This is a genomic window from Nocardia sp. CA-135953 (genome assembly GCF_050955735.1).
Classification (GTDB): domain Bacteria; phylum Actinomycetota; class Actinomycetes; order Mycobacteriales; family Mycobacteriaceae; genus Nocardia.
In genome coordinates, this window is record NZ_CP192082.1 from 363,189 (window position 1) to 389,201 (window position 26,013).

General features: G+C 65.6%; 22 protein-coding genes. 7 read left to right on the forward strand and 15 right to left on the reverse strand.

Annotation, left to right across the window (positions count from 1 at the left end; genetic code table 11):
* Positions 1 to 55: 55 nt before the first annotated feature.
* From ACQPXH_RS01625 to ACQPXH_RS01640, 4 genes are all read right to left on the reverse strand, one after another.
* Positions 56 to 1,897 carry a glycosyl transferase gene (locus ACQPXH_RS01625; protein ID WP_433600586.1) on the reverse strand — a complete coding sequence of 614 codons (1,842 nt, stop codon included), beginning with the start codon at positions 1,895 to 1,897 and terminating at the stop codon, positions 56 to 58.
* Between the two features lie 221 nt (positions 1,898 to 2,118).
* Complete coding sequence (locus ACQPXH_RS01630) at positions 2,119 to 4,101, reverse strand: galactan 5-O-arabinofuranosyltransferase (protein ID WP_433603695.1); 1,983 nt, start codon at positions 4,099 to 4,101, stop codon at positions 2,119 to 2,121.
* Positions 4,102 to 4,451: 350 nt separating this feature from the next.
* Entirely contained in the window at positions 4,452 to 5,213 is a 762-nt protein-coding gene (locus tag ACQPXH_RS01635; protein ID WP_433600587.1) for a decaprenylphospho-beta-D-erythro-pentofuranosid-2-ulose 2-reductase, read from the reverse strand.
* Positions 5,210 to 6,664, reverse strand: coding sequence for an FAD-binding protein (locus ACQPXH_RS01640; RefSeq protein WP_433600588.1), 1,455 nt, complete (start codon positions 6,662 to 6,664; stop codon positions 5,210 to 5,212). Before ACQPXH_RS01640 ends, ACQPXH_RS01635 begins: the two co-directional genes overlap by 4 nt.
* A gap of 329 nt (positions 6,665 to 6,993) precedes the next feature.
* Here ACQPXH_RS01640 and ACQPXH_RS01645 point away from each other — a divergent pair, with 329 nt between their 5' ends.
* Entirely contained in the window at positions 6,994 to 7,401 is a 408-nt protein-coding gene (locus tag ACQPXH_RS01645; RefSeq protein WP_433603696.1) for a GtrA family protein, read from the forward strand.
* Between the two features lie 435 nt (positions 7,402 to 7,836).
* Here the strand turns inward: ACQPXH_RS01645 and ACQPXH_RS01650 are convergent, their stop codons facing one another.
* The 3 genes from ACQPXH_RS01650 to ACQPXH_RS01660 form a co-directional block, all read right to left on the reverse strand.
* The gene (locus ACQPXH_RS01650; protein WP_433600589.1) at positions 7,837 to 8,454 is read right to left on the reverse strand and encodes a pyridoxamine 5'-phosphate oxidase family protein; all 618 of its coding nucleotides are present in this window, start codon (positions 8,452 to 8,454) and stop codon (positions 7,837 to 7,839) included.
* Between the two features lie 214 nt (positions 8,455 to 8,668).
* Positions 8,669 to 10,918, reverse strand: a complete 2,250-nt coding sequence (locus ACQPXH_RS01655; protein WP_433600590.1) for a molybdopterin-dependent oxidoreductase — start codon at positions 10,916 to 10,918, stop codon at positions 8,669 to 8,671.
* 241 nt (positions 10,919 to 11,159) lie between these two features.
* Positions 11,160 to 11,639 carry a hypothetical protein gene (locus ACQPXH_RS01660; protein WP_433600591.1) on the reverse strand — a complete coding sequence of 160 codons (480 nt, stop codon included), beginning with the start codon at positions 11,637 to 11,639 and terminating at the stop codon, positions 11,160 to 11,162.
* A gap of 292 nt (positions 11,640 to 11,931) precedes the next feature.
* Here ACQPXH_RS01660 and ACQPXH_RS01665 point away from each other — a divergent pair, with 292 nt between their 5' ends.
* Both ACQPXH_RS01665 and ACQPXH_RS01670 read left to right on the forward strand, forming a co-directional pair.
* Positions 11,932 to 12,486, forward strand: a complete 555-nt coding sequence (locus tag ACQPXH_RS01665) for a DUF4282 domain-containing protein (protein ID WP_433600592.1) — start codon at positions 11,932 to 11,934, stop codon at positions 12,484 to 12,486.
* Between the two features lie 139 nt (positions 12,487 to 12,625).
* A complete protein-coding gene (locus tag ACQPXH_RS01670) occupies positions 12,626 to 13,501 on the forward strand; it encodes a helix-turn-helix domain-containing protein (RefSeq protein ID WP_433600593.1) in 876 nt (291 codons plus the stop codon).
* Here the strand turns inward: ACQPXH_RS01670 and ACQPXH_RS01675 are convergent.
* The 3 genes from ACQPXH_RS01675 to rfbA all read right to left on the reverse strand — a co-directional run bounded on the left by ACQPXH_RS01675 (position 13,498) and on the right by rfbA (position 15,213).
* The gene (locus tag ACQPXH_RS01675) at positions 13,498 to 13,656 is read right to left on the reverse strand and encodes a hypothetical protein (protein WP_433600594.1); all 159 of its coding nucleotides are present in this window, start codon (positions 13,654 to 13,656) and stop codon (positions 13,498 to 13,500) included. The genes ACQPXH_RS01670 and ACQPXH_RS01675 overlap by 4 nt on opposite strands.
* 132 nt (positions 13,657 to 13,788) lie before the next feature.
* Positions 13,789 to 14,337, reverse strand: coding sequence for a dTDP-4-dehydrorhamnose 3,5-epimerase family protein (locus ACQPXH_RS01680; protein ID WP_433600595.1), 549 nt, complete (start codon positions 14,335 to 14,337; stop codon positions 13,789 to 13,791).
* Between the two features lie 3 nt (positions 14,338 to 14,340).
* A complete protein-coding gene (rfbA, locus tag ACQPXH_RS01685; RefSeq protein ID WP_433603697.1) occupies positions 14,341 to 15,213 on the reverse strand; it encodes a glucose-1-phosphate thymidylyltransferase RfbA in 873 nt (290 codons plus the stop codon).
* Positions 15,214 to 15,433: 220 nt separating this feature from the next.
* Between rfbA and ACQPXH_RS01690 the strand changes: the two genes are divergently transcribed.
* On the forward strand, positions 15,434 to 16,441 hold the full coding sequence (locus tag ACQPXH_RS01690) for an alpha/beta hydrolase (protein WP_433600596.1): 1,008 nt from the start codon (positions 15,434 to 15,436) through the stop codon (positions 16,439 to 16,441).
* A 350-nt stretch (positions 16,442 to 16,791) separates the two neighbouring features.
* Here the strand turns inward: ACQPXH_RS01690 and ACQPXH_RS01695 are convergent, their stop codons facing one another.
* The gene (locus ACQPXH_RS01695) at positions 16,792 to 17,508 is read right to left on the reverse strand and encodes a hypothetical protein (protein WP_433600597.1); all 717 of its coding nucleotides are present in this window, start codon (positions 17,506 to 17,508) and stop codon (positions 16,792 to 16,794) included.
* A 304-nt stretch (positions 17,509 to 17,812) separates the two neighbouring features.
* Here ACQPXH_RS01695 and rfbB point away from each other — a divergent pair, with 304 nt between their 5' ends.
* Entirely contained in the window at positions 17,813 to 18,820 is a 1,008-nt protein-coding gene (gene rfbB, locus ACQPXH_RS01700) for a dTDP-glucose 4,6-dehydratase (protein ID WP_433600598.1), read from the forward strand.
* 1 nt (position 18,821) lies between these two features.
* Here rfbB and ACQPXH_RS01705 read toward each other — a convergent pair whose 3' ends face one another.
* Together ACQPXH_RS01705 and ACQPXH_RS01710 are read right to left on the reverse strand one after the other, a co-directional pair.
* On the reverse strand, positions 18,822 to 20,408 hold the full coding sequence (locus ACQPXH_RS01705) for a DUF2142 domain-containing protein (RefSeq protein WP_433600599.1): 1,587 nt from the start codon (positions 20,406 to 20,408) through the stop codon (positions 18,822 to 18,824).
* Entirely contained in the window at positions 20,405 to 21,385 is a 981-nt protein-coding gene (locus ACQPXH_RS01710) for a glycosyltransferase (protein ID WP_433600600.1), read from the reverse strand. Before ACQPXH_RS01710 ends, ACQPXH_RS01705 begins: the two co-directional genes overlap by 4 nt.
* Positions 21,386 to 21,515: 130 nt before the next feature.
* On the opposite strand from ACQPXH_RS01710, the gene ACQPXH_RS01715 reads away from it, so the two are divergent.
* Entirely contained in the window at positions 21,516 to 22,031 is a 516-nt protein-coding gene (locus tag ACQPXH_RS01715; protein ID WP_433600601.1) for a GtrA family protein, read from the forward strand.
* A 123-nt stretch (positions 22,032 to 22,154) separates the two neighbouring features.
* Entirely contained in the window at positions 22,155 to 24,050 is a 1,896-nt protein-coding gene (locus tag ACQPXH_RS01720; RefSeq protein ID WP_433600602.1) for a glycosyltransferase, read from the forward strand.
* Positions 24,051 to 24,233: 183 nt separating this feature from the next.
* Here the strand turns inward: ACQPXH_RS01720 and ACQPXH_RS01725 are convergent, their stop codons facing one another.
* Positions 24,234 to 25,085, reverse strand: a complete 852-nt coding sequence (locus ACQPXH_RS01725; protein WP_433600603.1) for an SDR family oxidoreductase — start codon at positions 25,083 to 25,085, stop codon at positions 24,234 to 24,236.
* Between the two features lie 185 nt (positions 25,086 to 25,270).
* Positions 25,271 to 25,975, reverse strand: coding sequence for a hypothetical protein (locus tag ACQPXH_RS01730; protein WP_433600604.1), 705 nt, complete (start codon positions 25,973 to 25,975; stop codon positions 25,271 to 25,273).
* Positions 25,976 to 26,013: the final 38 nt, after the last annotated feature.

The window sequence follows — 26,013 nt, forward strand, 5'->3', positions numbered from 1 at the left end:
CACCATGCTAGCCACCCGCATGGGTGACGCTCGCCACCGAGATCATCGCCGCTGCCTATCGCAGCGGCCGGACGTCCCAGAGCCACACGTCGTCGACCTGTCGGGGCGCGACCCCGAGCAGTTGCGTCACGGTCGTGCGCAGCACTTCGGAGTTCTTGGTCGCGGGCAGGACCATCACGTCGGCCTCCCAGAAGCGCAGGTCGTCGAGTGCCTGTGCGCGGGTGTCGTCGTCGATGGGCGGTACCACGCCGGTGTCGAGGGCGCCGACGAGCAGGGCGGTGGTCGGACGGAAGTCGGGTCCGTAGATGCCTTTCTTGTTCGCGCCGGTCGGGCCGACAAAATAGCCGCCGGCGAGCGGGAAGTCGAAGTCGGCGTCGGCTTGCCAGCGCAATGCCTGCGCGTCGGGGGGCCGCGGCGGCGGCACCATGACAACCGAGCCGCCGCTCACGTACTTCTTTACTGTCCCGTCGGCGAAGAACTCCGGAGTCGGTGTGCGCTCGATCACCGGAAGGACGGTTGGGATAAGCGGAGCCAAGGCCAGGCCGAGCGCCGGGAACCAGGCCAGCGGCCGCCAATCGACCGGCGACTGCTTCCACCAGGTGACCGCCTGCTGGGTTGCCAACGCCAGCACCGCACCGATGGCCGGAATCGCGGCCATGGTCAGCCGAGTCTCCAGCACGGTGTTGAGCAGCGGGACCAATTCGGCCCAGCGCCAAGGCAATTCGATCCCGGTCGACACCTTGCCGAACATGGCCGTCGCACCGAGTGACAGCACCCCGAAGACGACCATCACCGCGGTCGCCGACCGGACCACTCGGTCGCGCCACAGCAGCGCCACCGTGACCAGCAGCAACAGCAGCAGTGGCCAGCCGAAATAGGCGTTCTGCTCGGTGTCGTTCATGGAAACGTACTGGCCGGGCGCGAACATCCCGCCGAGCGATTCGGCGGGGAACTGCACGATGGCCTTCAGATCGTTGCCCATCGGCCCGTGGTCGATCGAGCGATAACTCTGCGGCCCGAAGAACTGCCACCACAGCGGAATTTCGGTGAGCATCAAGGTGATCCCCGCAGCCAATGCGATGGTCGGGGCGAGCGCCCGCACTACTTGCCAGCCGGTGCGCGGTGTGTGCAGGTAGTACACGAGGCCGAAGAGTCCGAAGGCGAGTGCGAAGATCAGCAGCGGTTCCTCGCCGAGTGCGATCTGCAGCGCTACCAGGAAGCCGAGCGCGACGGCATCGCGAACTCGCCTGCGCGGCTTGGCGGTCTCCGCACCCGACACGCGTCGTGCGAAGCGGATCAACAGCAGTGCGATGACCGGAAGCAGCGCCAGCAGTACGAAATTCGGGTGCGCATTGGCATGGGAGATCATCGCGGGCGCGAAACCGCAGAACAGTCCGCCGATCGCGGCGGCCAGCCGGGACTCCACCAATTCCCTGGAGAACAGCCAGTACCAGGCGAAGGCGGTGGAGGCGAGGCCGAGCGTGAGGACGAGCACGAAGGTGACGGTCGGTCCGAACAGCAGCGTGACCGGCGTCAACGGCACCCCGACCCCGAACATGGCCGTATTGGCCATCATGTTCACCCCGGCCGGGAAGTTCTGCAGATGTGTGCCGAGCGGGTTCTCCAGATGCGCCACCGAATGTGCGGTGACCGCGAAGAACCACTCCCACATGGTCTGATCCTGACCGCTTTTGATCAGGTACCCGCTATGTGTGTTGCGCCACTGTCCGGACAGCACCGTGACGGCCAATGCGAGATAGCTCACCGAGGCGACCAGATCACTGCGATCGACCCGGATCCGTCTCCGCTTCGCGGTGCGCTGCTCGAGTCTGGCCCCGCCAGCCGGTGTCGATCCATTGGTGACGACGCCTACTGCTGGTGGTGCTTCGACCTGCAAAACAAACTTCTCCCGTAAGTGGTCAGATCAGCGATCCACCGTAACCGAATACCCTGTGAACCGCCTCCCCGGCGCCTTCGGGCCGGACTCGAGTAGCGCGACGCGACCATTGGCGGCCGCTGGCCGGCTGGGTCAGCAGTTCCCCACCAGTTACCCATGTTTTGGCGAAATCATGCGTCGAGCGAGCGCACCGGCCGTGCTGATGAGTCGGGTGGGCGGCCTCAGCGATTGACGACGACCAAGGTGAAGGGGCCGATATCGGTCGTGGTGAAGTGCGGGTCCGCGAAGAGCTCTTTGGGGAAGCTCACGGTGTAGCGCTTCACATTGGGGTCGTTGGGGTAGACGTCCTTGGCCAGGCGCAGGGTGTAGGTGTCGCCACTGCTGCGGAAGAGGAACGCGTCCGGTGCGCGCCACGGGGTCTTGTCGAGTGCGTCGACCAGGGCGGCGGGGGAGTTCAGCTTGCTCCACGACTCGATGGTGGCGGCGCGGCCCGCGAAATCGGCAAGCGGGTTCGCATAGTGCGAGGTCAGCGCCTGGAAGCCGTAGTACGGGTAGAACGAAAGGAAACTGGTATCGGCAGTGAGGACCACCGATTCCGAGCGCGGACGGCCGGTCTGCGCGATCAGTGCCGCATCGATTTCGCGGTAGTACGACGCGGCGCCTGGTGCCCGCTTATCGGCGCGTTCGCCGTGGCCGTCGGTATCTGTATATGCGGTGGTGATCTCGGGCTCGAGCACCTGGGGGATGTCCTGGGTGAACGCGATGGCACCGACGATGGCGACCACGACGGCGGCGAACTCGAGCCGCGCTGGTTCATTAAGTGCCTGATAGGCCGCCCGCGCGCCTTCGACGAACCCGAATGCACCCGCCGCTGCCAGCAGCACTTCGAGCACGGGGGTCAGGCGGAACGAGAGCAGGGTGGTACCCGCCGCGGTCGCCGTCATCGACAGCAGGCACCACAGATAGATGGCCACCACGCCGATCCCGAGCGCCTGCGCCCGCCGCGACGACGCCGCCCGCAATACCAACCACGCCGTCCCGAGCAGGAAGAACGCCCCGGAAAGCGAGAACTCCGCCATCGGCAACGGCAATTGCGACCCGCCCTCGGGCAGATAGTGGAATGCCGTCCCCGAGCTCGGCATGGTCCCACCGAGCATCTTCAATACGAACGGCAGCCACACGACCAGCGCCACCACACCCGCGATTGCCGCGATGACAACCAGCCGAACCAGTGGCGGCACCGCGGCCCGCCACACCGAACCCGACCCGGCCTCGCCGGTACCGAACCCCGCTCGGTTCGCCGCCCGCTGTGCCCGCACCGCAAGCCCCGCCGATACAAGTCCCATCAGCCCGACCGCAAAGGCCGCCACCGCGAAATACAACGTGTAGAACGACGCCGCCATCCCGAGGAACAGCCCTGCGCCGATAACCGCGCCCCAGCCCGCGGCCGTTCCGATACCGCCCGCCGACGCGGCGCCACCACCCGATGCCGCACCAGCGCCCGACAGCTCGCGCGGCCGGTACAACGCACCCCACGCAAGAATCAACGCGGGCGGCAGCAGCAGCACGATGACCGCGCTGTACGCCTCCGGCGAGGCATAGGCGATTGTCACCGCGGTCGTCGCCGCACTGACTCCGATCGCCCAGTCGGCGCGAATCAGCTTGGACCACAATACGAGTGCGATCACCGCGACCACCGCGAGCGAACCGATGGCGTACGGCTTGAACGCCTCCCAGCCGTCCATGCCGAGTACATTCGCCACTCGACCGCCGATCCAGAACCAGCCGGCCGGATAGAACGGCGGCAGGTCGGCGTAGGTCATATCGTGCAGTGCCGCGCTGTCGGTCAGCCGCGTCAGATATTCGGTGCGGAATTCCTGGTCCACCGAGACGCCGAACAGGTACAGCTTGGTCGCCGCCAGCGGCATCCCCAATGTCACCGTGACGAACGTCGAAATCCCGACCCAGGACAGCGCTTTCGCCGCCCATGGCCACCGCCGCGCCCGCACCAGCCAGATCGCCGCCCCCAGCAGCACCGCCGCGCCGACCTGTCCGACCGTGGTCAACGACCTGGTCACATTGGACGAGTTGAATGCCGGCCACTGCACCATCGAAAACGCCACCAGCCCAACGGCGGCAACGATCGCGGCCACCACGGCAGCCGGCAGCGCCTCGCCGACCCCGGAGCCGATGTGCCGGATCAGCAGCGCCCCACGGCCGCGCTCCGGCGCGGAGTGCTCGGCGCGTTCTGCCGTGACTGTGCTCAACGGAGTGCTCCTTCGACAATGCGACGGCTCGAGGTCGGCTCCGAACTTGCCACGTCGCCCGGCCGCTCGCACGGGCAGGGTGCCGAATGCCGGATCGATAGGTCCCGGCAAACCGCGACCGATGGCATCCACCGAAATGGCACAATGGCGTGCGCTGATGCCGGACTCGCTGTCACGTCGACACCGAACTCGCCGGGCAGCCACGGAAGCGCGTGGTGCTGATATAGACGAGCCGCACCTGTCCCGCGCAAACGAATGCGCGGCCGACACGGTGCGGCTCGGGGAAATCAGATGGGCAGCTTGCGGAAGATCGGGCGCGGGATGTGGCGCAGGATCATCATCACGAAGCGGAAGGTGCCGGGTGCCCAGACGAGCACCTTGCCCCGCTGCGACGCCGAAACCGCCAGTGCCGCAATGTCTTCCTTGTTGACGGTGAGCGGAGCCTCTTTGACGTGCGCCGAGAACCGGGTCCGCACCATGCCCGGCCGGATCACCAGCACGCGCGGTCCGTACGGCCGCAGTGCCTCGCCGAGCCCCAGGTAGAAGCCGTCGAGTCCGGCCTTGGTGGAGCCGTAGACGAAGTTCGAGCGACGCACCCGCTCACCGGCCACCGAGGACATGGCGATGATCCGCCCGAAGCCCTGCTTCTTCATCTTCTCGCCGACCAGCACACCGACGGAAACCGCCGCGGTGTAATTGATTCCGGCGACCTGCACGGCCTTGCGCTGGTTCTGCCACAGCTCTTCCGGATCGCCGTCCAGGGCGAACGCGACGATGGCGACATCCACGTCGCCGCCGTCCCAGGCCGCGTCGATAACCCTGGGATGGGCCTCGGTATCGAGCGCGTCGAAGTCGATGACGTCGACCTGGGTCGCACCGGCCGACTTCAGCTCGGAGACGGCGTCCTCGCGCAGCGGATCACCGGGCAGTGCGGCCAGGATGATGCGCGCTGGACTCTTGCGCAGGTACTCGGCGCAGATCGCCAAGCCGATCTCCGAGGTACCGCCCAGCAGCACGATGGTCTGCGGGTTGCCTACGGCATTAATCACTGGAGCTCCAGCCTTCTCGCCATATCGGACATGAAAACGCCTGTGGGATCGACACTTCGGCGGATCTTGATCCACTCGTCGATCCGCGGGTACATCTGGTGGAAGGTCTCCGCGGTGGTGCGCGAATCCTTCGCGGTGTACAGCCGGCCACCGAATTCCATGACGCGGCGGTCCAGTTCGCTCACCAGCTCGTTGAGGCCGGGCCGGATCGGGAAGTCGCAGCAGATGTTCCAGCCCGGCATCGGGAAGCTGAGCGGAGCCGGGTTACCTGGACCGAACAGTTTGAAGACATTCAGCGCCGAGATGTGCCCGGATGCCTGGATATCGATGATGATCTTCTTGAATTCGTCGACCGCTTCGGTCGGCACCACGAACTGGTACTGCAGGAACCCGGCCGGACCGTATGCGCGGTTCCACTCCGCGATCATGTCGAGCGGGTGATAGAACTGCGTCAGGTTCTGGATCTTGCCGGTGTAGGTGCCGCCCATGGCGTAGTACGCCTCGCCGACGGCACCCAGGGTGAGCCGGTTCGCGGTGAGGCTCGGGAAGATGTTCGGCACCGTCAACAATTGCGGCGCATCGAACTTCAGCGGATTCTTCTGCTTCTTCTTCGGTAGCTCGTCCACCTTGGCCAGCCGGCCACGCGTGATGCAGGCGCGACCCAGCTTCGGCTGTGGGTTCATCACGTCGAACCACGCGCTCGAGTAGGTGTAGTTCGCCTCGCTGCCGTCGCTGTGCGCGGCAATGGTCTCGTCGAGCGTGGTGGTTTTCACGCCGTCGTTGAGGAAGTACGCCGTCTCGGTGGGCGCCATCTCGATGGTGGCGCGCAGGATGATGCCGGTGAGTCCGTTGCCGCCGACGGTCGCCCAGAACACCTTGGCATTGCGCTTGGGCGTGATGTGCTGCACCTGCCCGTCGGCGGTGAGCAGATCGATCGAGCGCACGTGGTTGCCGAAGCTGCCCTCGCTGTGATGGTTCTTACCGTGGATATCGGAGGCGATGGCGCCGCCGATCGTCACCTGACGGGTGCCGGGGAGCACCGGAACCCACAGCCCGAACGGCAGCGCGGCCTTCATGAGCTGGTCCAGGCTGACGCCGCCGTCCACATCGACGATCCGGGTGTCCCGGTCGATCCGGTGGATATTGTTCAGCGCCGTCATATCGACGACGAGGCCGCCCGCGTTCTGCGCGTGATCGCCATAGGAGCGGCCGAGCCCGCGCGCGATGATGCCGCGACGCAGGTGGGCAGGCTTGGAGTCGTTGTCCTCGGCGACCATGGCGACGGCCTTGGCGATCAGTTCGGGATCGCTCGTCGAGAGCACTTCGGAAGATGTTGGTGCGGTGCGACCCCACCCGGTCAATGCCTTGGTCCGCGTCGGCAGCGCATAGGTGCCGTCGGCGACATTGCCGGAGTTACCGGTTGTGGTGGCGGTCGGAGCTTTCGTGGACATCGGCATAGAGGCTACATGCATGAGCCGATATGCGGTCGGCGTCACCGTACTCCCCAGTACGCGAGGTCCGGCAGCGGTTGCGTCGCGCCGGACAAGTGTCCAATCGGTGCTCGGTCCGCATGCCGCGGGTCACCGGCGTTACGCTCGTCGGCGTGCAAGCAGAACCCCACCTGCCGCTCCCGGCCGAACTGCCGTTGGTCGATGAGTCGGCCGGCGTGACCGACGGGCCCGAAGGCGGTAGCCCCGGACCAGCGCAGTCGGCCGAAGGCCGCCCGTTGACGGTGGCGGTGGGCGACGGGCCGGCCCACGAAGGGACCCGGGAGCGCCGAATCGAATCCAGTACCGATGTCGACCTCGAGACCCAGATCATCCGCTTCACCCTCACCGGTGGCCTCTCGGCCATCGTCGACTACGGGATCTACAGCTTCCTGCTGAACCTGATCGGCCTTCCGGTCAGCGTCGCCAAATCGATCAGCTTCATCGCGGGCACCACCACCGCCTACCTGATCAATCGCCGCTGGACATTCCAGGCACCCCCGAGCCGCGCCCGCTTCATCGCGGTGGTGATCCTCTACGCCGTCACCTTCGCCGTCCAGGTCGGCATCAACCAGGTGCTCTACGCCGCCCTGCCGGGCGACTGGTGGCGCCAGCCGCTGGCCTTCGTCATCGCCCAGGGCACCGCGACGGTCATCAACTTCGTCGTGCAGCGCCTGGTCATCTTCAAACTCGGTGTTTGATGGCAGCGCCTGCGGCGCTGCGTGTTCGCGGCCCCTGGTGTCTCGCGTCCGAGCCGTCGAGACTCGCGCCTGCGGCGCATCGCTTCGACGACTCGGACGCGAGACGGGCCGCGAACGGTCGCTCGCAGGACTCGCTTCGTGGTGGTCGGTGATGGCGGGTCGTTCGGCACCGGATGCGCGCGTCGGGTGCGAGGCTCGCGACTTCGTCGCATCGTTTCGACGACTCGGACGCGAGACGGGCCGCGAACGGGTCGCTCGTAGGACTCGCTTCGTGGTGGTCGGTGATGGCGGGTCGTTCGGCACCGGATGCGCGGGTCGGGTGCGAGGCTCGCGACTTCGTCGCATCGTTTCGACGACTCGGACGCGAGACGGGCCGCGAACGGGTCGCTCGTAAGGCTCGCTCCGTTCGGTCGAGTGGGCAGCTCGGCGAACGAATCAGCGCGGAATCAGGGCGTTGGCCTGTGCCTTCGCTCCGAAGTAATCGCCGCCCTTGGCGCGGACGTTATCGGTGCCCCATTCCCGCTGCTCACGCGCTGCGGGGACCAGATGCGGGATGTGTTTGCGGCAGTGGATGTAGGCCTCTTCCACATCGACCACCACCCAGCGCTGCGCGGCTCGCCCCTTGACGTTCTCGGGTAGTTCCGGGACGTTGTGGCGCAGCGCGGTGTCGTCCACGATCCGCGCCGAACCGTTGATGTGCAATCCGATCAGATCCTGGACGAAATCGATTAGCAGGATGCCTACGTGCGGGTTCTCCAGAATGTTGCCGAGGCTGGCGTGCACACCGTTGCCGCGGTATTCCGGGTAGGCAAGAGTGCGTTCGTCGATCACGTGCAGAAAGCCGGGCAGGCCGGCCCGGAAGCTTGCGTCGCATTCGCCGTGTTTGTCCGCGGTGGCGATGAACGCCATATCCATCCGGGCGATGAATTCGATCATCGTCGGGTTCAGTTGGTCGAGTACTTGATCTTGGTAGAAGCGTTCGGCACGGTCCTGCGTACCGTACCTGTCCTGTAGTTCGCGCTCACCGTCACTGCCACAACCTGTACCGGGCATCGAGCCCCCTCTGGTAGCTGGAATCCGGCACACCGCAATGGGTTCGACGCTGAGCCCGCGACTAAACCGAAATCTTGTCCATATTAGTCTGGCAACACAGCAAAATCCATGTTGAGAATGCACTGAATCTTTAGTTAGCACAAGGGTTTCCAGAAAATAGCTACAATCCGACCGGCCGGAACTTTACTACCCGGCCGGTCGGATCGAGCACAACTCAGGCAGGGGTCAAAGTCACCGGAACGCCATTGAAGACCGCATTTCCGGACGGCACATCCACCACCGAATCATCGGTCAGCACGTTGGCATTCACCCCGGCATGCGCTCGGGCCACCGTCTGAGTGCTGTCGGTGTGTCCCCAGCCGTGCGGCAAGCTGACCACCCCGGGCATGATCGCCTCGGTCGGCTCCAGCGGCACCGTCAGCGTCCCCGCGGCGGACTTCACCACGGCCGTATCGCCGAGCCCCAACCGCGCCACATCCGCCGGATTGATATGCAGCGTGCAGGTATTCGACCCGCTGACCAGCGTCGGGATATTGTGCATCCAGCTGTTGTTGGATCGCAGTTGACGCCGCCCGATCAACACCACATCCGGCGCGGCATCGGCGAGCCGGGCCCGCATCCGCGCGACATCGTCGAGCAGCGGCTGCGGTGCCAATTCCACCTGCTTGGACGCCGTCCGCAGCACGCCGGGCAGCCGCGGCTGCAGAGGTCCGAGATCGACACCGTGCGGATTGTCCAGCAGCACCTGCAGATTCAGCGTGCTGTATCGACCTCGGCGCTCCCAGGGCCCTCCGTGGTCACGCAAGCCACCGCTTGCGGGCCCGTCGCTCGCGGCGGCATTCCACTCGCCATAGGGTCCGAGCCGCAGCATCAGGTCTATGCGCTGCTCGGTGCTGTTGGACCCGATGAGTTCGGGCCGCCGCTCCGGTATGCCCGCCTTGTGCAGCATGCCCGCGATGATCAGTTCGTCGACGTCGTTCAGCGTCCCCGGTCCGGCAGGCTGCCCGGTGAGTGCGGCCCCGAGCCTGGCCACGATCTCCGACTCCGACGGCCGATCGCCGAGCGGGACCAGCGGCCGCGAGTACCGCGCGTAATTGCGAACCGCGAACTGCAGCAACGCGAAGTCGTAATGCGGCGACTGCGTCGAGCGCGGCGGCGGCAGGATCACATCCGCATGCCGGGTGGTCTCGTTCAGGTACCGGTCCACGCTGACCATGAAGTCCAATTGTGCGAATGCCGTATCCAACCGGACCCCGCTCGGCGCGGACAGCACCGGATTACCCGCGACGGTCACCAGCGCGCGCACCTGCCCCGCGCCCGCTGTCATGATCTCGTCGGCCAGGGTCGCCACCGGCAGTTCTCCCATTGCCTCGGGCAGCCCGCGCACCCGGCTGGCCCAGCGCCCGATGCGGAACGGCTTGGTGCGCGGGATACCACCCGCCGCCGCATCGGCGAACATGGCGCCGCCGGGTGAATCGAGGTTGCCGGTCAGCACGTTGATCACCTCGACCAACCACTGGGTCAGCGTGCCGAATTCGGCTGTGCAGGTGCCGATTCGCGCGTACACCGCCGCGGTCGGCGCGGCCGCCAACTCCCGCGCGATCCGGATAACCGTCTCGGCGGGAATTCCGGTCCGTTCCGAAACCGCCTCGGGCGTGAAATCCGCGGCGGCCGCGCGCACTTCGTCCAGTCCCGCGACATCCACGCGGATATCGGTCAGCCCTTGTTCGAACAATGTGTGCACGACCCCGAACAACAGATAAGCATCGCTACCCGGCCGGATGAACAGATGCTCATCGGCCAGCTTCGCGGTCCGCGTTTCCCGCGGATCGACCACGACGAATTTCCCGCCGCGCTTGCGCAAGGCCTTCAACCGGCCAGGGAAATCCGGTGCGGTGCACAGCGATCCGTTCGATTCCAGCGGATTCGCGCCCAGCATCAGCAGATAGTCGGTGCGATCCAGATCCGGCACCGGCACGGTTAGCGGATCACCGAACATCAACCCGCTCGCCACCTGCTTGGGCATTTGATCGGCGGTACTCGCCGAAAACAGATTCTTGGTGCCGAGCGCCCGGATCAGCACCGGCACATACAGCGCCCCCGCCACGGTATGCGCGTTCGGATTGCCGAGATACAGCGCCGCCGATTGATTTCCGTGCTCGGCCACGATCGCCGGGAAACGTGCGGCGATGAACTCGAATGCCTCGGTCCAGGATGCGGTGCGCCAGGTATCGGTGGCCCGGTCCCGGATCATCGGTTCGGTCAGCCGGTCCGGATCTTCGTCGAGATGACCGAAGCTGGCCCCCTTGGGGCAGATGAACCCCTTGCTGAACGGATCCTGTCGATCCCCGCGAACCGAGGTCACATGGTCGTTCGAGTCGAGTGTGATCTCGAGTCCACAGACCGCCTCGCACAGCGGGCAGGTCCGCAAAAGCGTCCGGGAGTCATCAGTGAGCTGGGCCATAACCCCCATCATCGCGCGCGATGGATCCAGGTGAAACAGGAACGGTTGATTTATTCGCGTGGACCGCATCGCCATATTCCGCGAACCAGTCGAAGGGCACCAACGCAACGACTGATTTCGCGAGAACATCGGTAACTCGTCGGGTACGCCCAACACTGATCATGCGCTCGACGCAGGACCTGCACGGATGCCGAGCGGCACCCCGCTTGTATGGCCTGAGTAAGCGGGGAGGCGGATGAACTCAGCAGGCGACGGTGCTGACGGTCGTGCGACGCGAGAGCGCCGAGCGAACCGCCGCGCCGATCGCGACTACCGGCGGGATCCAGCGGGCCTCGCCGGGAGCCACGCCCCAGCAAGCCTCGCCGGTGGTGAGCTGGGTGGGGGGCAGCGGGATGCCGTCGCCGTCGGTGTAGACGGTGGCGCCCGCCTCGCGCAGTGCCTCCAGCGCCATCGCGGCCTTGCGCAGGCCGGTGACCAAGTGGATCTCGCGACGCTCGGCGCCGGGAATCTCGATAACCGGACCGGTCAGGTTGTTCGCGCGCAGGAACCGGCGAACCTCACCGGCCAGCTCACCGCTGATCTCGATACCCGACAGCTCGTCATCCGTGATCAGGCAGATTCCGTTGGTCGTTTCAGCGATCGTCCACCCGCGCTGGATGTAGTCCTGCGCCGCGGCAGTCATCTCTGCCGCCGATGCGGAAGTCGGAAACGTGGTGCGCACTGTCTTTCTCCATTCCCCGATTGGTCTGGGTCCTGCATACGTGGGTGGTATCGGGGCGGGGTGGGGTGGGCGTTACGGGTTGTACAAAAGATCTTGGTGACTGTCGGGTTCGTCTCACCCGGTAGTGATCGGCTATCACCGAGACACCTCTTTTAATGGGCGTGTGCCGCCGTCCCACGCGGCTGTACCGGTCGGGTGTGAATCCACTCCTATTGGCCGGGAGTCGGATTGAGGGAAGGATCGCCGATATGGGTGAGCATCGCGTGGCGATTCGATGGGGGGTGGTGGTCGGGTGACGGGCGGGCGAGATGAATCCGATCGTGACGGGGCGGCGGATTCGGCAGAGTTCGAAACCGAATCACGCTGGATCACTTGGAAAGACACCGCGTCCAAGCGGTTCTCGCGCACCGCGGCGCCCGAACCCGCCGAACCCTTCGAAAGTCCGAGGGCCTGGACCGCCGATGCCGCCCGCGGTCTGCTCGACCTGCAATTCCACCGCCCCGCGACCAGGACGTTGCTGCCGCTGGCCTACATGCTCGGCCTGGCCTTCGCGATCGGCATCCCGATCGCACTGACGGTGTTGATGTGGCAGGTCTCCGCGGTGCTCGGCGTGCTGACCGCCTTGATCGCGATACCGCTCGGCCTGACCATCGCGGCCGTCGTACGCCTGCTGCTCGAATTCCTGGAGAACGCGGCCAAGCTGGCCAGCAAGGTCGAGCACATCGCCGATCTCGCCGACGATCTGTTCCAGGCGCTTTCCGATGTCGCCGAGCCGGTCAACCAGCTCTCCGAGGACGTTCGCGCCGTGCAGTTCTGGCGCTTCCGCAAGCGCGGCGCACGCAAATAGAACCGGGCTGAATTGCCGGATCATCGCCTGTGGGAACTTATTCGTCACTGTTGCGCCCTTGGCCTGCGTGCGACGCCAATCGTGACCTGGGTCGGATTTACTGTGAAACAATGCTGTTCGGATATCGCGAGGGGGAAGCATGGCTTTACCGCAGGGCACAACCGGATCGACCATGCCGCGCAGGCAGCTCGGCCGACATCTGCGTGATCTGCGCAATCGGGCCAGGATGACCACTCGAATGGCGGCCCAGCAGCTCGAATGGTCCGAGGCCAAGATCTGGCGGATCGAAACCGGGCAGACCTCATTGCGCAGCCTGGACGTCGAGGCCATGTGCAAGATCTACGGTGCGCCAACCGATCTCGTCGAACCGCTGACCGCACTGGCCAAGGAGACCAAGGCCAGGGGTTGGTGGACCGGCTACAGCGATGTGATCGCCGAGGGTTTCGAGGTGTACATCGGTCTCGAGGAGGCCGCGCGAGCCCTGGCCACCTATGAGAACGAGCTGATCCCCGGACTGCTGCAGACCGAGGCATACACGCGCGCGTTGCTGAAGTCCGCGCGTCCGGACGCGTCGGAGTCCGAAATCGAACGTCGGGTGCAGCTGCGGACGGCCCGGCAGGCGTTGCTCACGCGCAAGGATTCGCCGCTGCATCTGGATGCGGTGATCAGTGAGTCGGTGCTGTGGCGGCGGGTCGGTGGTGCCGAGGTGACCGTCGAACAGCTCGCGCACCTGCGGCGCATGTGCGACCTGCCGAATGTGCGAATCCAGTTGGTGCCCTCGGATTCCGGCTATCACGACGGTATGGATTCGGGCCCGTTCGTCCTGCTCGAATTCGCCGATACCGCGCAGGTGGAGCTGCGGGAACCGCCGGTGGTCTATGTCGAGGCGTTCACCGGTCCGGTGTACCTGGACAAGGATCACGAAATCGAGCGCTACCGAACGGCTTTCGCGAACATCAAGTCGGTCGCCGCGGATGCGCGCCCCGGTATCGAGGAAGCGCGCGAGAGCATCTAGCGGAACAGCACTTTCTGCCGATTACCCCAGGTCCGCTCGGGCACGTCGCGATGGGTCGGCAGCGCCGACTGGTCGACCTCACGACCCTTCTCGCGACAACTTTCCGGCCCGGACTGCAATTCGCCGGCGGGCGTCGCCGTCGTCGGCGCGCTCATCGCCCTGACGGCTTACCAGCCCAAGCGTGCCGAGGCGCAGGAGCCGGAAGTGGAACTCGTCGGCTGAATCCCCTCCGCCGATCGTGAGTCGAACGTCACCGCTCCTCATCGGGGGCGGTGACGTTCGGCGTTTCATGAGAAGGGCGGAGCAGAAGTGTCTTTCGGGGATCGGATATACGTCAGCGGGCGACCGTCCAGACCGACCTTCGGCCATTCGATGCCCAGCCGTGGATCGAAGGCATCCATATCCCTGTCCAATTCCGGCGTGTACTCGATCGAACAGAGATAGGTGACGGTGGAGTGATCCGCCAGCGACAGGATCGCATGGCCGAGACCCTCGGACAGGAACATCGAGCGCCGATCGACATCGTCGAGCACCACGCTGTCCCAGCGTCCGTAGGTGGGTGACCCGGGCCGCAGATCGACGACGACATCGAGGAACGCGCCGCGCACGCAGGTCACATATTTGGCCTGACCCGGCGGATCCTCGGTGTAGTGGATACCGCGTAGCACCCCGGCCGCCGAGACCGAGCAGTTGACCTGGCGCAGATCGAACGGCCGACCGGTTACCTTCTCGAATTCCGAGGCCTTGAACGATTCGCAGAACATGCCGCGCTCGTCGCCGAATTGGCGCGGGGTGATCACCCATGCCCCCGGCACGGCGAGTTCACGGAACTCCATCGTTCACCAATCCCGTCCGCGCTCGAGCAGATCGAGCAGATACGTCCCGTAGCCGGAGCGAACCAGCGGTTCGGCCAGCGCGCACAGCTGTTCGTCGTCGATGAAACCCTGCCGCCACGCGACCTCTTCCGGCACGGCGATTTTCAGGCCTTGCCGCTGTTCGATGGTGCGCACGTAGTTGGCGGCGTCGAGCAGCGAGTCGAAGGTGCCGGTGTCCAACCAGGCGGTGCCGCGGGCGAGGACATCGACGCGCAGCCGATCCTGTTCCAGATAGGCGCGATTGATATCGGTGATCTCGTATTCCCCGCGCGCCGAGGGCCGCAGCCCGCGCGCGATCTCCACGACATCGTTGTCATAGAAATACAGTCCGGGGATGGCGTAGTTGGACCGCGGCACCTTGGGCTTCTCCTCGATCGAAACCGCTCGGCCCTCGGTGAATTCGACGACGCCGTAGGCGGTCGGATCCGAGACCCAGTACGCGAAGACCGCGCCGCCGTCGATCGCGGCGAAGCGTTCGAGGCTGGTGCCGAGGCCTGGTCCGTGGAAGATATTGTCGCCGAGCACCAGTGCGGCGCTCCCGCCGCCGATGTGGTCGGCGCCGAGGACGAATGCCCTGGCGAGTCCGTCCGGTTCCGGTTGCACCACATAGCTGATCGAGATGCCGAACTGCGAGCCGTCGCCGAGTAGGCGGGCGAACGCGTCGGCGTCCTCCGGGGTGGTGATCACCAGGATGTCCCTGATGCCCGCCAGCATGAGCGTGGACAGCGGGTAGTAGACCATCGGCTTGTCGTAGACCGGGACCAGCTGTTTGCTCACCCCGCGCGTGATCGGGTGCAACCGGGATCCGGTGCCACCGGCCAAGATGATTCCGCGCATGGTCATCGAGTCTGCCAGGCGCATCCAGCCCGGCTTCGGCGAGGTTCCGACTCGCCTACGAATTGATCACGAACGTTTGGTAATCCGGCGCGGCGGGCGATATATGTAGCGTAGATCACGCTATGGTGTTGTGAAACATCAGCGTGTGAGATGTCAGCGTCGACTCTCGCCTGAGAACCGTTCGGTCGGGTTCGGCGCGCCAGTGTGAGGTAGGTGCGCGATGGTGGCGATCAGCGGGAGTGAATTCGACGCAGTTGATCCGGGACTGTTGATGAACCCGGACGGTCCGAGCGCATCGGCCCGATTGCTGCTGGCGACCTGCCTCGGCGCGGTGCGGCCGGTGCTGCGGATGTTTCCGGTCAGCCGCACGACCATCCCGATCGGTGCTCTCGCGATCGACGGACTGGCGCGACTGCGGCCGCAGCCGCGCGGAGTCGATCGAGAACAGGTGACGCTGAACGGGTTTCGGATGGAAATCCTGCGTCCCTCGGGCGGCTCGCGCGCCCTGCGGCACGGCGCGGTGCTGTATATGCACGGTGGCGGATTCGCCGTCTGCGGTCTCGGCACCCATCGCCCGATCGCGGCCGGCCTGGCCCGGCGCACCGGACTGCCTGTCGTCAATGTCGACTACCGCCAGCTGCCCGGGAACAATGTCGCCGCTGCGATCGAGGACTGCGTGACCGCCTACCGCTGGCTGCTGCGGCACGGCGCGGACCCGGCCAGGATCATGTTCGCGGGCGATTCGGCGGGTGGCTTCCTCGCCTTCGCCACCGCATTGCGCGCGATCGAGTCCGGGCTGCCGTCGCCGGGTGGGCTGATCGGGCTGAGCCCGCTGCTCGATCTGGACTACGCCGCCAAGCGCGACTATATGAATGTCGCGCGCGATCCCTATCTCCCGCTATCCGCGCTGGAGGCGGTGGTGCGGATCGGCGCCGAGGTGGACGGGGTGCTGGATCCGCTGGTATCGCCGGTCAACGGCGCCCTGGCGAGTCTGCCGCCGGTGCTGCTGATCACCGCCGAGGACGAGATGCTGCGCTACGACTGCGAGCTCATGGCCCGCAGACTGACCGCGGCCGGTGTCCCGAACGCGCTGGAGATCTGGCGCGGTCAGGTGCATGCCTTCATGGCGATAGCCCCGAATCTGCCCGAGAGCAGGATGGCATTGGCCCGGGTATCCCGGTTCGTGCGTGCCCGCCTCGAGCAGCCCCAACAGGCTCGGACGGCTTGACCTGGATCGGCCGGACGAGTCGCGAACCCCGCATCCGGACCTCGCCCTTCGGCGACGGTCCGGGGCGGGGTTCTTTGGTTGGAAGCCGAACTTCGAATTCCCCTCGGCTATCCGGAGAATTCCCTGCGGCAGGCACAGCGATGCCTTTTAGTTCAGTGTGATTTACCTTTTGTTCATTTGCCGGATGTTTGAAATTATCCCGGCTTCGGGTGGATCACAGCCCTATCAAGCGGGCAAATTCCGCCCGCCCATTTCGGTCGAGCGGCTATCAGCAGCGGAAACCCCGCCCGAGCGATACGCGGGCGGGGTTTCCTGGGCTCGTTTTCAGTTGTGTGGAGCCGTTGTGCGACTTACTTCGCCGGTGCCGGCGCGTTGAACGGCGCGCTGGTGGTGGCGAAGTACTGGATCGCCGCACCGATCGCGACCGGAGCCGTGATGAAGATCTGACCGAGCAGGGTGCCCAGCGCACCGACGGCGAGGATACCGGCGACGCAGCCGACGGCCGCGGCCGGGATGAACGGGCCGAAGAGACCGATGATGGTGGCCGAGGCGACCGTGGCACCGGCGATACCGCCGAGAACGCAGCCGAGGGCGCCGCCGCCGAGGCCGCCGACCAGGGTGCCGATGGTGGCGCCCATGGCGATGGTGTCCTTCATGCGGTTGAAGGCGGCCAGCTCACGGTCGTACTGGGTCTTGAACGGGGCCTGGTCCTCGTAGGGCAGCGCGACCGGCTTGTAGGTGGCCTTCGCCATGTCGAGCTGCGGGGTGAGGGTGGCGGTGTGGTCGGCGACGTCCGCGGCGATCGGGAACTCGAAGTCGTCGACGCGGAACGTCAGCGGGGTGCCCGCGACGGTGGTGCCGTTGGCGGCCTTGATCTTGAGGGCGTTGTCCTCGACGACCAGCGAGCCGGAATCGATCGAGATGATCGACTGGGTGTCGGTGGCGTTCGCGGTGAAGTTGATCGGGGCGTCGGCGGATTCCGCCGGTGCCGCGTTGACGGTGCCCGCAGTGACGCCCATAGCGGCGATCAGCAGGGCCGAAGTCGCGGCGAATTTCCTCATCAGCATTTGTTTTGGACCTCGATGTGAAGCGTTCGGGGGGACTAGACGATCGAAATCTAGACCAGCTAACGAGTGGTGAACCCGTTGTGACCGTTAATTCAAATTTTGTTCACCATCGCGACTCGAGGCTTGGTGGGTTCTTTGAAATGTGCGCGTTGACCTTGCTTTTTCACAAAGAACTGAACCACGAGTCTTTCTTTCCGTTCGATAAGAGTGACTAACGTCACAGATTGGAACCCTGGTCGCGCAGGGGAATCCGGCCGGACGGATCCGGCCGCAGCGGTCCGCGCGGGCGACGTAAGGTCGTGGGGTGCGACTGCTCGTAACCGGCGGGGCCGGGTTCATCGGTGCGAATTTCGTCCAACAGACCGTGGCAGAGCGTCCCGACGCCACCGTAACCGTCCTTGACGCTTTGACCTACGCGGGAAATCGGACCTCGCTCGAGCCGGTGGCCGACCGCATCGACTTCGTGCACGGTGACATCGCCGATCTGGATCTGGTCGACGAACTCGTCTCCGGTGTCGACGCCGTGGTCCACTTCGCCGCCGAATCGCACAATGACAACTCCCTCGCCGAACCCTGGCCCTTCGTGCAGACCAATATCGTCGGTACCTACTCGCTGCTGCAAGCGGTACGCCGCCACGACGTGCGCTACCACCATGTCTCCACCGACGAGGTCTACGGCGATCTCACTCCGGACGGTCCCGCATTCGACGAGGACACCCCCTACAACCCGTCCAGCCCCTACTCGGCCACCAAGGCCTCGAGCGATCTGCTGGTCCGCGCCTGGACCCGCTCGTTCGGCGTCCGCGCGACGATCTCCAATTGCAGCAACAACTACGGGCCGTACCAGCACGTGGAGAAGTTCATCCCGCGCCAGATCACCAACCTCATCGACGGCGTGCGGCCGCGGCTCTACGGTGCGGGCCATCAGGTGCGCGACTGGATCCACGTCGACGATCACAATCGCGCGGTGTGGGACATCCTGGAGCGCGGGCGAATCGGGCAGACCTATCTGATCGGCGCGGACGGTGAACTCGACAACAAGTCCGTGGTGCGGATGATCCTGCAGGCCTTCGACCGCGATCCGGGCGATTTCGATCACGTCACCGACCGGGCGGGTCACGATCAGCGCTACGCCATCGATGCGACGCTGCTGCGCACCGAACTCGGTTGGACGCCACGCTATTCCGACTTCGCTGCCGGTCTCGCCGCGACCATCCGGTGGTACCGCGACAACGAATCCTGGTGGCGCGCAGCCAAAGCCACGACCGAGCGCGCCTACGCCGAGGCGGGCGAAACGACCATCGACGCCTGAGTCAGCCCCAGACGATCGAGTAGTACTTCCACAGCGCGGCGATCAGCGCTACCAGGGTGGCGGCGATGACGGCGACGGCCGGCCCCTTGGTCGGGGTCTGGCCTCGAACGTCGGTGAGCCGCAACGGCATCCAGCGCAGCAACACCACCGGCGCGACGATCGCCAGCGGCACGAAGTACCGGCCCTGGACGCCATCGATGATGTAGTAGTCGACCGGCGTGAACGACATGTACAGCGTCACGTAGATCATCGCGACGCTCGCGAGCAGCGTCAGCGCGACGATCAATGTGCGCCGGAAGGTGGCCGTCGCGGTATTCATCCGATCCGCGATACCGATGCTGACGGCGAAGGCGAGCAGGCAGGCCAGCACCGACAGCGCGGGGACATCGATGTAGGCGAAGCCGAGTTCACCGAAGAACTGCATGAACCACCGCTGGTCGCGCAGTGCGATGCTCTCGCCGAAGGTGTTCACGAAATTCACCGGGTCGGTGAGGATTCCGTGCAGCTGATCGCTCGGCCGCACCGAATTCCATTGGTGCTGTGGGCGCATCAGGCCCATACCGTCGGTGGTCGGTCCCGCGATCTTCATCCAGACCGCGAACGCCAGCGCGCCCAATCCCGCGAAACCCCATGGGATGAAACGCTTCCAACCGGCCGCACCGCCGAAGGCGAACCGGTTCGTCGGTACCAGCACCACGAGCATGGCGAGCAGCACGTAGGTCGGCTTACTGACCGGCAGCAGCACGGTCGCACCCAATAGCGCGGCCGTCTCGGTGCGACCGAGACCATCACCCAGGAACAGCGCCTTGACCAGCAAGGCCGAAACCAGGACGGCCAGTGCGTTGGTCATGGTGTCGGCGGTGACGGTGCCCGCCTGGAAGACCGCGATCGGCAGCACGGCGACGGTGAACGCCAGCCACTGCACTCGGTGCGCGCGCAGTGCCCACAGCCCGAATCCGACCAGCGCGAGGTAGGTGGCCAGGCCCGCGAGCCGGGTCAGCAGCATCATCGCGCCGACATTCGCTCCGAACAGCTCGGCGACCCGAATACCGATGGCCGCAGGGATATACGGCACCGGCGAGTAGGCGGCGGTATTGGTGAACCAGACCGGCTCCACGGCCTTGGAAACCGCGGCGCCCTCCATCCGGGCGTAGCTGCCGGGATCGGCCACCATCTGATCCGGCTCTTCCGGATTGGTGCTGTAGTCGTGCAGCGCGTAGCCCATCAGCTCGGTGATGCTGATCGGCACATCGCCGCCATAGGAGATGCCACGATCGTCGTGGATCCGCTGCGGCAGGAAGCCGCCGTGCGCGACCTGGTAGGCGCGACCGAACTGGGTGATTTCGTCGTGGCCCCAGAACGGCGGGGTGATCCAGGCGAACAGTGCGCCGAAGACCGTGGCGACGATGGTGAAGGCGACCGTCGCGGCGCCGAAGCGGGCCACGATCCGGCGTCCGAATTCACGTGCCGGATTCGATCTGCTCGAATCAGGTTCGGCGGCAGCGGATTCGGCTGTCGCGACATCGTTGTCCGTGGTCTCCGGTTCCGGATTCGCGGCAGTTGCGGTTCGATCCGCCGAGGTGGTCAACGCTCGGCTCCACCGGTGTTTATGTCACCACCATGCGCGTCGTCCGCGCCGACGGCCGAGTAGCGCAGGTAGACCAGCCGGGCGGCCTCGTGCCGGGAGCGCCGGATGCCGTCCAGGATCAGCCCCGCGGTCCAGGCGAGGCTGCCGAGCAGCAGCAAGGTGAATCCGAGGAACAGTGTCGGGAAGCGGGGCACCTCGTGGGTGTTGTAGAACTCGACCACGATCGGAATGGTCAGGATGATCGAGACCAGCCAGCTCAGCGTGCCGAACAGCCCGTAGAACGCGACCGGCCGCTCATGTCTGGCCAGGCCGATGATCAGCGCCAGGATCTTGAATCCGTCGTGGTAGGTGCGCAGCTTGCTCTCGCTGCCCGCGGGCCGATCGCGGAAGCCGACCGGAACCGCGGTCTTGGGGACCCGCAGATGCAGGGAATGCACGGTCAGCTCGGTTTCGATCTCGAATTCGCGAGAGACGGCAGGGAAGCTTTTCACGAATCGGCGCGAGAACACCCGGAAGCCGCTGAGCATATCGTCGACGTTCTCGCCGAACACCTTTCCGACCACGCCGTTGAGCACCTTGTTGCCGGTTTCGTGGCCGGAGCGGTAGGCCGAGGCGCCCTCGTCCTGTTTCCGGACGCCGAGCACGTGGTCGTACGGACCGTCCAGGAGTGTCTTGATCATCAGCGGCGCGGCCGACGCCTCGTAGGTGTCGTCGCCGTCGATCATCAGATAGATATCGGCCTCGATATCGGCGAAGGCGCGGCGCACCACATTGCCCTTGCCCTTGGTGTGTTCGTGGCGCACGATCGCGCCGGCCGCGCGGGCCCGCTCGGCGGTCGCGTCGGTGCTGCGGTTGTCGTAGACGTAGACGACGATTCCCGGCACGGCGGCCTGCAGGTCGGCGACGACCTTGGCGACCGAAGCCTCCTCGTTGTGGCATGGCACCACTGCGGCAATTCGGAGCTCGGTGGAGTCCACCCGGTCAATCCTCGATGTCGGCGGTGAATGGGGAACACCGGGAGGGTACAGGGCGGTACCTATTTGGTGCTCACTCGGTTCACCGAGCCTACTGGGGTACCGTCGCCGGGTGTCTTACCCAGAGCAGCCCGTGTCATTCTCCGAACGGTCCGGCTCACCGCAATCGACGCCCGTTGACGAGCCGCTGACCGCGAAGGTGATCGCCGCACTGCGGCGCGGCGGCGCTTTTCTGGTGGTCGGCGCGATCGGTTTCCTCGTGGACGCGGGCACCTACAACCTGCTGGTGTTCTGGGGCGGCGAGGGCGTGCTGTACCACGCACCGCTGCCCGCCAAGATCATCGCGATCGCGGTGGCCACGGTGGTGACCTACTTCGGCAACAAGTGGTGGACCTTCGGGCACAAGAAATCCGATAATCCCGGGCGCGAGTACCTCTTGTATGCCATATTCAATGTGGTCGCTATCGGCCTGCAACTAGGTTGTCTCGGGTTCTCCCGCTATGTGCTCGACCTGTCTTCACCGCTGTCGGACAACATCTCCGGCACGCTCATCGGCCAGATCGTCGCGGTGGTGTTCCGCTACTGGTCCTACGACAAATTCGTATTCGTCGGTTCTTCGGACAGTGTGGCTAATGACAAGCAACCATAAATAGCGGGCCCGCCCGGTTCCTGGACAGGCAGTCGCCGAGGCTGATTGATATCCTCGCACCCGCCGCGAAGGCATCCAGGGGCGTGTCTGTCCCGTCGGCACCGAAACGATTTCGAGGACTTCATGGATCAGTCGGCTACCCAGGCTGTTACCGAGACAAATGACCAACCTTCGACCGCGCCCGCCTCGCTGCGTGTCGACCACCAGGCGCCCGATCGGCTGGTGCTGCAGCGCGGCATCTTCACAGGTCCGTCGGCGAAGGTGAGTGACGAGCTCTACGCCGTCGTCAAGGGTCGAGCCCATCGGGAACGCCTGGAGCTGAGACTGGACAAGGGCTCGTCCGCACATACCAACACCTACTTCGGACGCTTCGCGGCCAGCTATTGGCAGCGCTGGACCACGGTCACCGAGGTGTGGGCGAGCATGGTGCTCGATGTGACCGAGAAGGCCCGCGTCCGGGTGGTCGCCTCCGATATCGCTGGGCACCGCCGGATCATCGAGACGGCCGAGATCACCACCAGCGGCCCGCTGACCCTGACCGCACCGCTGGACCAGTACGTCGACGGTGGCGCGCTGTGGCTCGAATTCGATGCCATCGGCGGCGAACTCGGCATTTCCGCGCAGACCTGGTCCGCCACGGCACCCGACCAGATGCGCCCGGTCGCCATCGCGATCTGCACGTTCAACCGGGCCGCGGACTGTGCCGAGACGGTGGCCGCGCTGGCCTCCGACGCTCCGATCCTGGAGGCCATCGACGCGGTCTATGTGGTCGATCAGGGCACCGATCCGGTGGAGAACCAGCCGCGTTTCCAAGAGACGCTGCCGATCTTCGGTGACAAGCTGCGCTACATCCGGCAGCCGAATCTCGGTGGTGCGGGCGGCTTTACCCGTGGCCTGTACGAGGTGTCCGCGGTCAACGAGCACGCCGACGTCATCCTGATGGACGACGACATCCTCTGCGAACCGGAAACGGTGTTGCGGCTCAACGCCTTCGCCAATATGACGGTGGCACCGACCCTGGTCGGTGCGCAGATGTTGTTCCTGCTCAACCCGGATTACCTGAATGTCGGCGCCGAGGAAGTGCATCTGCACGAACTGAAGCACGGCCAGAAGGTGCCGAAGGCATTGCGCAACACCAGCATGCTGAAGAAGAACCAGGAGCGCCGCGTCGACGCAGGCTACAACGCCTGGTGGACCTGCCTGATCCCGGCCGAGGTGGTCGCCGAGATCGGGCTGCCGGTGCCGATCTTCTTCCAGTGGGACGATGTCGAATACGGCATCCGGGCCCGCGAGCACGGGTTCGTCACGGTGACGCTGCCGAACGCCGCGGTATGGCACGCGGACTTCTACTGGAAGGACTACGACGACTGGGCGCGCTACTTCAGCACGCGCAATTCGTTGATCGTCGGTTCGCTGCACACCGATCTCGACGGCAAAGCCATTACCCGCCAGCTGTTCCGGAGTCTGGCCGAACATCTGGTCGCCATGCAGTACGGCCTGGTGCACACCACCCTGCAGGGCATCGAGGACTTCCTGCAGGGGCCGAAGGTCCTGCGCGACGGTGGAATCGCCGCGCTGGCCGCCGCTCGCACCAGTCGCGGCGATTACGCCGAGACCGTCAAGTATCCCGCCGCGACCCCGCCGGTGCGCTCGGCCGATATCAATTTGCGTCGGGCCGGTGGCGAACCGAGTCGGGTTACGGCGGTGCTTATCAAGCGGGCCATCGCCCAGTGGACTGGGCGCACCCAGCACGGGCTGGTCGGCGTCACCCGCGAGGACGCGCACTGGTGGCACGTTTCGCTGTTCGACCACGTCGTGGTCACCGACGCCTCACAGTCCGGTGTCCGGGTCCGGCAGCGCGACAAGGCGCGCGCTCGTGCCCTGCTCATCCGCACCATCCGCGTCCTGCGACGCCTGCGCCGCGAACTGCCCGACCTCACCCGGCAGTACCGCGCGGCGATGCCGGAGTTGACCAGCCGGGAGAACTGGGAGCGCCTCTACGGCATCGAGCCGAACTGAGCCGGTGCCGCGCACGCGAGCCGACTCCGCATTTCTTGCCAGACGTAGGGATCGCCGCGCAGCCCCGCCCTTCGGGCTCTGGTTCGAAGAGCGCGGCCAAAGTTGGTTTACCGGGTCACGACAGCGACGGTAGCGGGCTGACGGCCCGAAGGTGGCCGGGGTGGACCACCTTCGAGGTCGGCGTCAGAGGAACAGGTCGGTGGTCAGTTCGGCGTCGCCGGGGACGACGCGGTACTTGTCCAGATCGGTGATGCCGTGTGCGGCGAGGACTTCGTCATCGAGGAAGAAGTTGCCGCTGGTCTCCTTCGACGGTGAGGTGAGGACCAGGTAGGCGGCATCGGCGTAGATATCGGGGGTGCGGGAGGTGGCGATCATTTCCTCGCCGCCGAGCAGGTTCTCGACCGCGGCCGTGGCGATGGTGGTGCGCGGCCACAGCGAGTTGACGGCGATACCGTCGCCCTCGAGTTCCTTGGCCAAACCCAGTGTGGTGAGCGACATTCCGTATTTGGCGATGGTGTAGCCGAGCGCCATGCCCGCCCACTTCGGGTCCAGGTTGAGCGGCGGGGACAGGGTGAGGATGTGCGGGTTGCGGCCCGCCGCGGCCGATGCGCGCAGCGCGGGAATGCTGAGCTTGGAGAGCAGGAAGCTGCCGCGGCAGTTGATGTCCTGCATCAGGTCGTACTTCTTCATGGAGATGGCGTCGGTGGGGGACAGGTCGATCGCCGAGGCATTATTGACGACGATGTCGATGCCGCCGAACCGCTCGACGGTCTGGCGCACGGCCTCGGCGACCGACTCATCGATGCGCACATCGCCGACGAACGGCAGTACGGTTGCGCCCGCCGCCTCGAGTTCCGCGGCCGCGGTGTGGATGGTGCCGGGCAGTTTCGGATGCGGCTGGTCGGTCTTCGCGATCAGGGTGATATTCGCGCCGTCGGCGGCGGCTCGTTTGGCGATCTCCAGACCTATGCCACGGCTGCCGCCCGACATGATCATCGTCTTTCCGGCGAGCGGCTTCGATCTCGGTTCCGTCATGACCTGCTCCTGTCGTCCAGGCCGCGGGTGGGTGCGCCGGCGGCCGTGCCGACCCGTTCGAGCGACCGGCGAGCAGTCGCCGACGGGTGTTGTGCACGTCAAGGGTAACCCAGCCCCCTATGCAACCAGTTGCATAGGATGGTCGAAGAAAAGGGCGCCGGAGCCCCGACGCCCTATCGACGCTGTCAGATGCTGGACGCGCCGGCGATCAACACGATGTTCAACAGGATCATCAATGCCACGATGCCCCAGCTGATGTAGATGAAGATGGCGCCGGGCGTCTTCTGCGGAACCGGGCCGATCGCACCGTTGAGGAAGATGACCGCGGGCGGCTTGTAGTAGAACCGTGCGCCCTGCCCTTCCTGAATCGCCGCCGTCGTATTCGCCGGGCCCATATCGAACAGCCAGGGCGTGGTCACCTTGACGTGGTACTGCCCCGGGCCGACCGGAATATGGTTCTGACCCCACCGCGTATTCGGCACCCGCTGACCGTTGATCAGGATCTTCGGCTTGGTGATCGCCAACAGGAAGGCGAACCACTCATAGGAGGCATCGACGGTGATGCCCGGCGGGGCCGGCGCCTGCTGCGGAGCCGGGTGACCGTAGGGCGCCTGGCCGTACGGCTGCTGCCCATAGGGCTGAGCGGCCTGGCCGTACGGCTGCGGCGGTACGGGCTGGCCGTACTGCGGTTGCGGAATATGCGGCTGACTGCCGTACTGCGGTTGCGGCACCTGTGGTTGGCTGATCGGTTGCTGCCCCGCGGGCGGCGCGTATTGCGGTTGCGCACCGTAGGGATTCGGCGCGCCCTGCGGCGCCGGCTGACCATATGCGGGCTGTCCGGGCCATTGCCCGGGCTGGCCCTGTGGCGGATACCCGCCGGGGTAACTCATCGGAACCCTCCCGTTTAGCGATTTGTGCGTGCCGACCC